We start from the raw sequence: 8873 nt of genomic DNA, 5'->3' as shown, positions 1-8873 counted from the left end.
GGATGAAGGGCAACGGCATCACCGGTGACGTCGCCGACGAGTTGTACGTCAAGCTCAAGGCCTTCGCCAATTACGGCTTTCCCGAATCGCACTCGGTGTCGTTCGCCTATCTGGTCTATGCGTCGAGTTGGATCAAGTTCTACGAGCCCGCAGCGTTCTGCGCGGCGCTGATCAATGCGCAGCCGATGGGGTTCTGGTCGCCGCACACGTTGGTGCAGGACGCGCGCCGCCACGGGGTGACCGTCCACACCCCCGATCTCAACGCGTCGAACGCCGGAGCGTCGTTGGAACCGTGTCCGGGATCGTTGGGGTCGACCGCGCGCCCGACGTCGCACGGCTTCGCGACCGCATCCGACGAATCGCTCGACGCGGCGCTGAAGACCGGGCTGGCGGTCCGACTCGGGTTGGGATCGGTCCGTTCGATCGGCGCCGAGTTGGCCAACGAGATCGAAGCGGAACGCGGGAGAGGTGGCCCGTTCTCCGACACCGAGGACCTGGTGCGTCGGGTTCCGTCGTTGACGCTCGGCAACCTGGAGGCGATGTCGACCGCAGGCGTGTTCGAGGAGTGCTTCGGTCTGGACCGGCGGGAATCACTGTGGACGGTGGGAGCGACAGCGCAGGCGCGCCCCGATCGACTGGCGGGTGTGGTCACCGGCGCGGTGGCTCCGCGGCTGCCGGGAATGACCCCGGTCGAGGTCGCGGTGGCCGACCTGTGGTCCACGGGGATCTCACCGGAGGGTCACCCGACGATCTTCGTGCGTGAGCGGATGAACGAACTGGGGGTGCTCACGTCGAAGGACCTCTGGGATGCCGAGCCGACGACGACGGTGCGCGTCGCCGGGGTGGTCACGCACCGCCAGCGTCCGATGACGGCGCAGGGCACGACGTTCCTCAACCTCGAGGACGAGTTCGGGTTGATCAACGTGGTCGTGTCGAAGGGCTGCTGGGAGCGGTTCCGCAAGGTCGCCCGCGGGGCTCCGGCGATGATCGTCCGTGGTCGCCTCGAGCGTTCCGAAGGCGTCATCAACATCGTCGCCGACCACCTCGCTCCGCTCCCGATGCCCGGCAAGGTGACCAGCCGCGACTTCCGCTGAGCGTTACGTAACGGGTCAGACCCGTTACGTAACGCGCGGAATGGAGATGACGACGAGGTCGGTGGGATCCTGGATCTCGTTCGGCAGGAGCGGTGTGATCTCGCGGCGGGTGCCGACGACCTGGACGAGGACGAGGCCATCCGGCGTCGCCACCACACCCTTGGCCCGGACGATCCGACCACCGATGTGGCGGGTCAGGGTGTCGAGCAGCAGGTCGATGCCGGGACGGTCGAGCGGGCCGTCGATCGGCACGGTGTTGACCTCGTGGAGGTCGAACAGCGTCTGTCCCGACACCCGGGCGGCATCTCCGGCGCGGTGGCCACCGAGCGCGAGGAATCGACCGAGGGCCCCATCTTCGCGTCGATCGCGCCCGCCGTCGATCACCGGGGCATGTGGAGCCACCGTGCTGAGTCGTACGTGTGCCGCAGTGATCGATGCCGCGTCGGCGAGATCGGTCTTGGTGAGCACGATCAGGTCGGCCTCGGTGAGTTGACGGTGGAGTTGGATCCGGATCCACTCGGGCGTCGTCGCGTCGAGCAGCTGGTCGACCGCTGCGACCACGACCACGCCATCGAGCAGGAATCCCGCCGAGTTCCCCCACGGGACGACGTTCGATGGTTCGGCCACTCCACTCAATTCGACGATCACGTGCTCGGGAGGTTCCGGGCGGGCGCGGATCTGGTGGAATGCGGCACCGAACCCGTCGATCGCCGAGCAGCACACGCACCCGTCGGTCAGCTCCAGCGTGTCGCCGTGCCGGCGTTTCACCAGCGCAGCGTCGATGTTGATCGCGCCGACGTCGTTGACGATCACCGCGATCGGTCGGTCGGTCTCGGTGAGGATCTCGTTGATCGCGGTCGTCTTGCCGGCGCCGAGATAGCCGGCGACGAACGTGATCGGCACGCGCCGTCCGTCCCACGGCAAGAACTCCGGCTCCTCGTACGGCACAGATCGAGGGTACGGGTGACGAGGTGGGTCTCACCCACTCCGTCACACGGTCAGCTGTGGAATGTGGAGGTGACGTTGCCGTCCGGTCCGCGGACGTCGTCCGAGGCATCGATGCGGTACTTGGCGATCGATCCTCCCGTCGGGGTCACGGTGCCGAACGCCGCCCCGGCGGCGCGGAAGTTGGGATGCTGGAAGTGGCCGTCGAGTGCCTCGGCCGATTCCCAGAGTTCGGTGATCCGGATCCGTGCGGGGTTCGCGGGGTCGGCACAGATCGCGTAGGTAAGACAGCCCGGCTCGTCGTTCTCGGTCGATCGCTGCAGCTCGGCGACCGATGCGACGAGTCCGTCGCGCTCGTCCGGCTCGACCTCGATGTATCCGATGATCGCGATCACGTCATGTCTCCTCTGTCGTTCGGTGGCTCGGCTGGGCGCGCTCAGCGTGCACGCTCATCTTGGCAAGTCGGTGGGTGGCGACGAGAGCCGAACGATCAGGGTCACCGCACGGGATCGGGAACCATCGAGAGATGCAGGTCGCCACCGTCGTCTGCGGGCCACGGGTTGGCGCGCGCGACCTCTTCGTTCAACTCGACGCCGAGCCCGGGCTCGGTCGAGGGGATGACGTAGCCCTCCTCCCACACGATCGGGGTGTTCAACAGGTCGGCGTGGAATCCGCCCCACTCCCGGATGCCCTCGATGATCAGGAGATTCGGAAGGGTCGCGGCGAGCTGGACGTTTGCCGCGCCGAGAATCGGGCCCGAATAGAGGTGCGGAGCCACCTGGCAACCGTTCGCTTCGGCGATCGCCGCGATCTTCTTGCCGGCGAGGATGCCACCGCAGCGGCCGAGGTTCGGTTGCCAGATCGACGCCGCCTGGTGGCGTCCGAGCGCCGCGAATTCGGACAGCGTCGTGAGGCGCTCACCCGTCGCGATCGGGATCGACGTCTGCGATGCGACCCGCGCCATCTCGTGCGGCAGGTCCGGTGCACACGGTTCCTCGAACCACAACGGGTCGAACGGCTCGATCTGTCGCGCGAGACGGATCGCACCTGCGGCGGTGAACTGTCCGTGCGTCCCGAACAACAGATCTGCGGCCGGCCCGACCGCGGCGCGTAGGGAGGCCATCATGTGAACGGACGACGAGATGTCGTCGAGGCTCGGCATGTGTCCGTCGAACGCGGTGTACGGGCCTGCCGGGTCGAACTTGAGGGCGGTGAACCCGCGCTCGATCTCGTTGAGGGCGCGTGCTGCTGCGTGGTCGGGGTTCGTGTAGACCTCGCGGAATCCGGCGCTCGGATACAGGTAGGTGTAGGTACGGAGCCGCTCGTGGACGCGTCCGCCGAGCAGGTCGTACACCGGTTTTCCGGCGTCCTTCCCGACGATGTCCCAGCAGGCCATCTCCAGACCGCTCATGATCCCCACAAGCGTCGGGTCGGGTCGCAGCGCGTAGCCGCTCGAGTAGATCCGCCGCCACATCAGCTCGATGCGGTTCGGGTCCTGATCGATGACCCATCGTGCTGCGACGTCGTCGACCATCGAGGCGATCATGTGTGGCCCGAACGTTGCGGCGTAGATCTCGCCGTACCCGACCACGCCGGTGTCGGTCGTCAGCTTGACGACGATGAAGTACTTGCCGCCGAACCCCGGGGGTGGATTCTTGATGACGAACGTGGTGACGTCGGTGATCTTCACGCCGCCGAGCCTGCCACAGGATCGACGAGTTCTGACGAAGCTCCGGACTTGCCGGGAAGGTCGTCGATCTGTGAACGTCTCTCCGTGCTCCCCCGATTCGATCTGCTCGACCTCCAGGAAGCGGAGGGGGACGGACGGTTCCGGCTCGACGTGCGTCCGAGCTTGGCGACGCCGTTCGGATTTCTCTATGGCGGCAGTGGAATCGCTGCGTCGATCGAGGCGGCCGAACGCGAGACCGCTCGACCATTGCAGTGGATCACGACCCAGTTCATCGGCTCCCCGGCGCCGGGTTCGGTCGTCGATCTCGAGGTGCGGTTGCTCGCCGACGGTCGGGCGACGACTCAGTCCCAGGTCGTTGCGACCGTGGACGGCGACGCGGTGTTCACGTCGCTGTGTGCGCACACCGTTCGCCCCACCGGTGATGGCCAACAGTTCGTCGAGATGCCCGACGTCCCGTCGCCGGATGACTGTCGGGTGATGTCCGCTCCGTTCGAGATGGACCTGTCCGACTCGTTCTTCGAGTCGATGGATCGGCGGCTCGCCGCAGGTGTCTTCGGGATCGAGGCGGTCGGCCACCAGCAGCACGGTGGGATGTCGATGTGGTGCCGTGTTCGCGACGCGCAGATCGGAAGCCCGGCGACACAGGCGTTCGTCGCCGACATCATCCCGATGGGAATCGGTGCGGCACTCGGCTCGCTTCCGGGAGCGACGAGTCTCGACAACACGCTGCGGGTGATCGACACGGAGCCGAGTGAGTGGGTCCTGCTCGAGCTGATCCCGGAGGGTTTCCACCGCTCGATCGGTCATGGCTCGTTGCGGATCTGGAGTGAGGACGGGCGGTTGATGTCGACCGCCCAGCAGACCTGCATCATCCGGACCAGCCACCACAACCGCTGACCTCGGCAGCGCCCGGGGCCAGGGTCCGGTCGGCGAGATGATCAGGCGTCGGAGATGATCAAGCGTCGAGGTGTCGCTGTCGTCGGAGTCCGGCGACCGCCAGCACCAACCCGACCGCCGGGATGACGGTGGACAGCCACAGCGCCGCGGTGTAGCCGCCCGTCAGTGAGTGCGCGAGTGCAAAGAAGGCCGGTCCGATCGCGCTTCCGATCACCATGGCGCTCATCTGCGCTCCGGAGATCGCACCGAGATGTCGGCGACCGAAGACCTTGGGGATCGCTGCGGACGTCAAGGCGGAGAAACATCCCTGTGACGCTCCCCAGGTCACGACGGCAAGGAGTGCACCCCACCCGGTGTCGAGGAGACCGATCATCGGGTACATCACCAGCTGGGCGGCCGCCATCGCTGCCGCGACGACGAGTGGCGTCACCCGGTCGATCAGCCAGCCCGTGAGGAGCGTGATCGGAACACTGACGAACGCGATCGGCACGAAGATGCGGACGATCTCGTCGTCGGTCAGCCCCAGCTCCGACCCGAGGTCGACGATGTGGAAGGTGATCGCGGTGCTCGTGGACGAGAGGGCAGCGACCGGGATCGTCAACGCCCAGAACCGGACATCGTGGAGCGCCTGGGTGCGGGTGGCGTCCCGATCGGTCCCCACGGTCGGCACGGACCGGTTTCCGACTCGGTCGGCGTCGGTGTCGTCTGCGTCGGGAATCGCCGTGCGGCGGCGACCGTCGATCTCGATTCCTGCGGCTTCGGGGCTCACCCGGAAGAACACGATGATGATCGAGCCGACCACGACGACGAGCACCACGGCCATGATCCGCCATGCGGTACGGAAACCGTCGATGTCGATCAGCGCGAGGAACAGGGCGGGGGAGGCGGCAAAGGCGAAGCTCGCGAACGCGCTCGACAGAGCGGTCACGATCCCGCGCCGGCGGTCGAACCACTGCGCGACCATCGTCCGCGACGACAGCGTGAGCAGACCCTGTCCGCTGAATCGGAGACAGCCGAAGCCGATCGACATCACGATCACACCGACCGCGGTGTTCATCGGTCCGATCAGGCTCAACGCGAGGACCGTTGACGCGAGGCCGAGGGTCGCACCGAGCGCCACCACCCGTGATCCGTACCGGTCGATCGCCCGGCCGCCCGCTCCGAGGAGCACTCCGCTGGTCCCGGTCCCGATGAGATACGCGATCGCGAGTTGCAGCCGCGTCAGCCCGGTGGTCCCGATCAGATCATCGGTGAAGACGCTGACTCCGGCAGTCTGGCCGGGGACCGAGGCGATCGCTCCGATGGTCCCCGCGACGACGATGACCCACCCGTAGTAGAACGGCACGCGTCTCGGGTCGAACGGGAATGTTCCGGGAGCGGTCCGTTTCGCCGCCCCCGACCGCTCGGGTTCTGACGCCACCGGGAGGTCGTCGGTGTGCGCGGTCCCCATCGCGGCCGAGGTTACGGGCACCTCCGGCTCCATCGCTGAGCGCACCCGTCACATCGGGCGCCGACTCTGGCCGAAGCTCGGCACCGATCAGCGGATCGAGGCTCCGTACCGGGACGCGCGTCAGACGCCGGTGTCGATCGGCGAGTCGGGGACGCCGTCGGTGTCGAGCAGGTGCAGGAGTTCGCCGAGTCGACCGGGCGCAAAGATCGTTCCGGCTGTCGTCGCGGCGTCGATCTCGTCGGGCGTCCACCACCGCAGTTCGTGCAATCGCTCCGCGCGGAGTTGTTCCCAGGTCAGCGCGGGCGTCGGGTCGAACCGGTCGACGACGGGCACATGGTGGTACTGATCGCGCGGACCGTCCCAGTTGCCGTCGATGAACGGCACGATCTGCTCGCGGGTCCACACGTGCGCACCGATGTCGACGCCGACGAGACCGACCTCTTCGTGCAGTTCACGTCGGAGTGCGGTCAGGTGGTCCTCGCCGGGATCCAGCCCACCGCCCGGCAGCGCCCACACGGTCGCGGTCGGGAACTCGAAGCGCACGAGCAACAGCGAGCCGTCGGGGGTCGTGAGGACGGCTCGGACCGCCTGACGGATCCGCAGTTCAGGCATGAACGAGTGGGTGGTTGGGCCGGTCGGCCGAATCAGTCGATCGGCGTGTCGCGGTTGACGTTGTTGCTGAACGACTTGTACATCTCGTAGATGTCCTTGCACTTCTGGCACACCGGCAGCTGTTTCGGGTCCTTCGACGGGACCCACACGAAACCGCACAGCGCCTCGATCGGCGTCCCCATCACCCGTGCTTCGAGCACGATCGCGGCACCGTTCTCGCCGGGACCGGCTTTGACGATGTGCGCCGACGTCGGTTCACCGGTCTCGGTCTCCTGATCGGTGATCGTGTCGAGATCGACCTGAGGCATGGTCTGAAGATCGCTCATGAGGCCAGTCTGCCAGCCGTCAGCCACGGTGGCCGCACCGCTGCACGAGCAGCCGACGAGATGCGAAGGTGCGAGCGCAACTGTCAAACAGCCCGGGAGTGGGGTACGGTCATGGGTGTGTTGATCACCATCATCGTTGCCGTCGGCGCTGCCGCGGCGGTCGTCGGTGGCATCATCGCGGGACAGCGCGAGCCCGAGCCGGCGCTGATTCCGATCCGGGTCACGCCTCCTCGTCGCACCGCCGACGACTGAGCCACACCCGCACCCCGTCGCTTCGCCGACCGCTGAGTACCGCGTCTCGCGTACCTCGACGGCCGAGCTCCACCCGCTGAATCGCGTACATCACGTGAGACGCGCAACGGGCCCGTCCTCTCGGACGGGCCCGCTGGCCGATTTCATCTGTCAGCCGGGACGGCTGCGGTGATCAGCCGCCGTACGAGCCGGTCTGGCCCTCGAGATCGATGATGTCGCTGAGCGGTTCGAACGTCAGGCTTCCGTCGACGACGGTGACCTCCTGGATCTGGGCGGCTTCGGAGACGTAGGCGTCGTTGACTCCGTCGGTCGCCTGGACTCCACCGAGCAGTCCCGGGTTCTCGTAGTTCCAGTTCCACATGGCCGCCATCAGGTTGACCCGGTTGAGGCCACCCGGCAGCGCTGCCGCCTTGCGCACGACGTCTTCGACCATGAGGCCGTAGAGAATCCCCGTCGAATACGAGCCGTCCTCACAGGTGACACCGCCGTACTCGTCGAGCACGGAGCGGACCAGCTGGATGTAGTCGGTGTCCTCGAACGTCGGGTCACCACAGGTGACGTTGCCGTTCGCCATGCGAACCCCGGCACCTTCCTCGGACAGCAGTGCAGCCTGGTCCTGGACCGGGCTGAAGAAGCTGGCGAGGTTGTTGCAGGTGTACGACATGTAGTACACCGGCCGCCACTCGGTGGCGGCGACGGAGCCGACCGTCTGCGGGCAGAAGGCGGCGGTGGTGCCGGCGACGAACACGTCGGCGTCGCTCGCGGCGAGGGTCGTCATCTCGTTGGACACGTCTGGTGCCGCCGGATCGTGCAACTGGACCTCGGCCAACGTGATCTGACCGTCCGCTTCACACTGCTCGAGTGCTCCCTGGTAGGTCTTGCCGAAGTCGTTGTTCATGATCAGCGCGGCCACCGTGGCGCCCTCACCGACGTCGTCGACGATGTTCTGACACCAGAACTGTGTCTCGGTCTCGTAGTTGAGGATGTTGCCGATCGTCCACGGGAAGTTCGCCGGGTCACCCCACAGCGGGAAGCCGGTGGAGTTGAACAGCTGCGGCACGCAGGCCTCGGCGGTCACGTCACGCGCCGCCAAGTTGTTGGGCGTACCGATGATGTGGGCGAAGCCGAAGATGTCGTCGGTGTCGATCATCTCCTCGACGTTCGCCACCGTACGGCCCGGCTCGTAGGCGTCGTCCTTGGTCACGAGGACCAGGTTCTTACCGTCGACCGGGTCGTTGTCGTTCACGTAGTCGAAGTACGCCGACATGCCCTCGCCGATCTCACCGAAGGCGGCCAACTGACCGGACTGTGGCAGGGACTGGCCGATGCGGATCTCATCACCGTCGACGCCTTGGAACGGATCCCAGTCGTCGGGGCACTCGTCGAGGTTGAGGGTCGTTCCGGCTGCGATCTCGACCTCGCCCTCGACGGCGAGCTCCTCACCGCTGCCGGCAGCTTCCTCGTCGGCTGCCTCGGTGTCGTCGGTGGCTTCGTCGTCGGCTGCGGCCTCGGTGTCGTCGGTGGCTTCGTCGTCGGCTGCGGCTTCGGTGTCGTCGGTGGCTTCGTCGTCGGCTGCGGCGCTGTCGGCCGGTGCCTCGGTGGTGTCG

The 8873-nt window shown here is 66.8% G+C and carries 10 protein-coding genes; 3 read left to right on the top strand and 7 right to left on the bottom strand.

Annotated elements, in window-relative coordinates; translation table 11 throughout:
• A partial coding sequence (locus WBV89_RS19075) for an OB-fold nucleic acid binding domain-containing protein (RefSeq protein WP_423982910.1) occupies positions 1-1094 on the top strand: 1094 nt, incomplete at its 5' end.
• A 24-nt stretch (positions 1095-1118) separates the two neighbouring features.
• Here the strand turns inward: WBV89_RS19075 and WBV89_RS19070 are convergent.
• From WBV89_RS19070 to WBV89_RS19060, 3 genes are all read right to left on the bottom strand, one after another.
• Positions 1119-2042, bottom strand: a complete 924-nt coding sequence (locus WBV89_RS19070; RefSeq protein WP_423982909.1) for a CobW family GTP-binding protein — start codon at positions 2040-2042, stop codon at positions 1119-1121.
• Between the two features lie 50 nt (positions 2043-2092).
• Positions 2093-2434, bottom strand: a complete 342-nt coding sequence (locus WBV89_RS19065) for a putative quinol monooxygenase (RefSeq protein ID WP_423982908.1) — start codon at positions 2432-2434, stop codon at positions 2093-2095.
• A 101-nt stretch (positions 2435-2535) separates the two neighbouring features.
• Entirely contained in the window at positions 2536-3729 is a 1194-nt protein-coding gene (locus WBV89_RS19060; RefSeq protein WP_423982907.1) for a mandelate racemase/muconate lactonizing enzyme family protein, read from the bottom strand.
• Between the two features lie 84 nt (positions 3730-3813).
• Between WBV89_RS19060 and WBV89_RS19055 the strand changes: the two genes are divergently transcribed.
• Positions 3814-4626, top strand: a complete 813-nt coding sequence (locus WBV89_RS19055; RefSeq protein WP_423982906.1) for an acyl-CoA thioesterase — start codon at positions 3814-3816, stop codon at positions 4624-4626.
• A 58-nt stretch (positions 4627-4684) separates the two neighbouring features.
• On the opposite strand, the gene WBV89_RS19050 is transcribed toward WBV89_RS19055, so the two are convergent.
• From WBV89_RS19050 to WBV89_RS19040, 3 genes are all read right to left on the bottom strand, one after another.
• Entirely contained in the window at positions 4685-6076 is a 1392-nt protein-coding gene (locus tag WBV89_RS19050; protein WP_423982905.1) for an MFS transporter, read from the bottom strand.
• Between the two features lie 120 nt (positions 6077-6196).
• Complete coding sequence (locus WBV89_RS19045; RefSeq protein WP_423982904.1) at positions 6197-6688, bottom strand: NUDIX domain-containing protein; 492 nt, start codon at positions 6686-6688, stop codon at positions 6197-6199.
• A gap of 32 nt (positions 6689-6720) precedes the next feature.
• Positions 6721-7014, bottom strand: a complete 294-nt coding sequence (locus WBV89_RS19040; RefSeq protein ID WP_423982903.1) for a DUF3039 domain-containing protein — start codon at positions 7012-7014, stop codon at positions 6721-6723.
• 117 nt (positions 7015-7131) lie between these two features.
• Between WBV89_RS19040 and WBV89_RS19035 the strand changes: the two genes are divergently transcribed.
• Positions 7132-7266: a hypothetical protein gene (locus WBV89_RS19035; RefSeq protein WP_423982902.1), complete on the top strand. Its 135-nt coding sequence runs from the start codon at positions 7132-7134 to the stop codon at positions 7264-7266.
• 172 nt (positions 7267-7438) lie between these two features.
• Here the strand turns inward: WBV89_RS19035 and WBV89_RS19030 are convergent.
• Positions 7439-8873 (bottom strand): ABC transporter substrate-binding protein (locus WBV89_RS19030; RefSeq protein ID WP_423982901.1); only part of this gene is annotated, 1435 nt, incomplete at its 5' end.

Origin of the sequence: Ilumatobacter sp. (assembly GCF_049588435.1) — a bacterium.
Taxonomy (GTDB): Bacteria; Actinomycetota; Acidimicrobiia; order Acidimicrobiales; family Ilumatobacteraceae; genus Ilumatobacter_A.
This window is presented reverse-complemented; position numbering and strand designations above follow the sequence as displayed.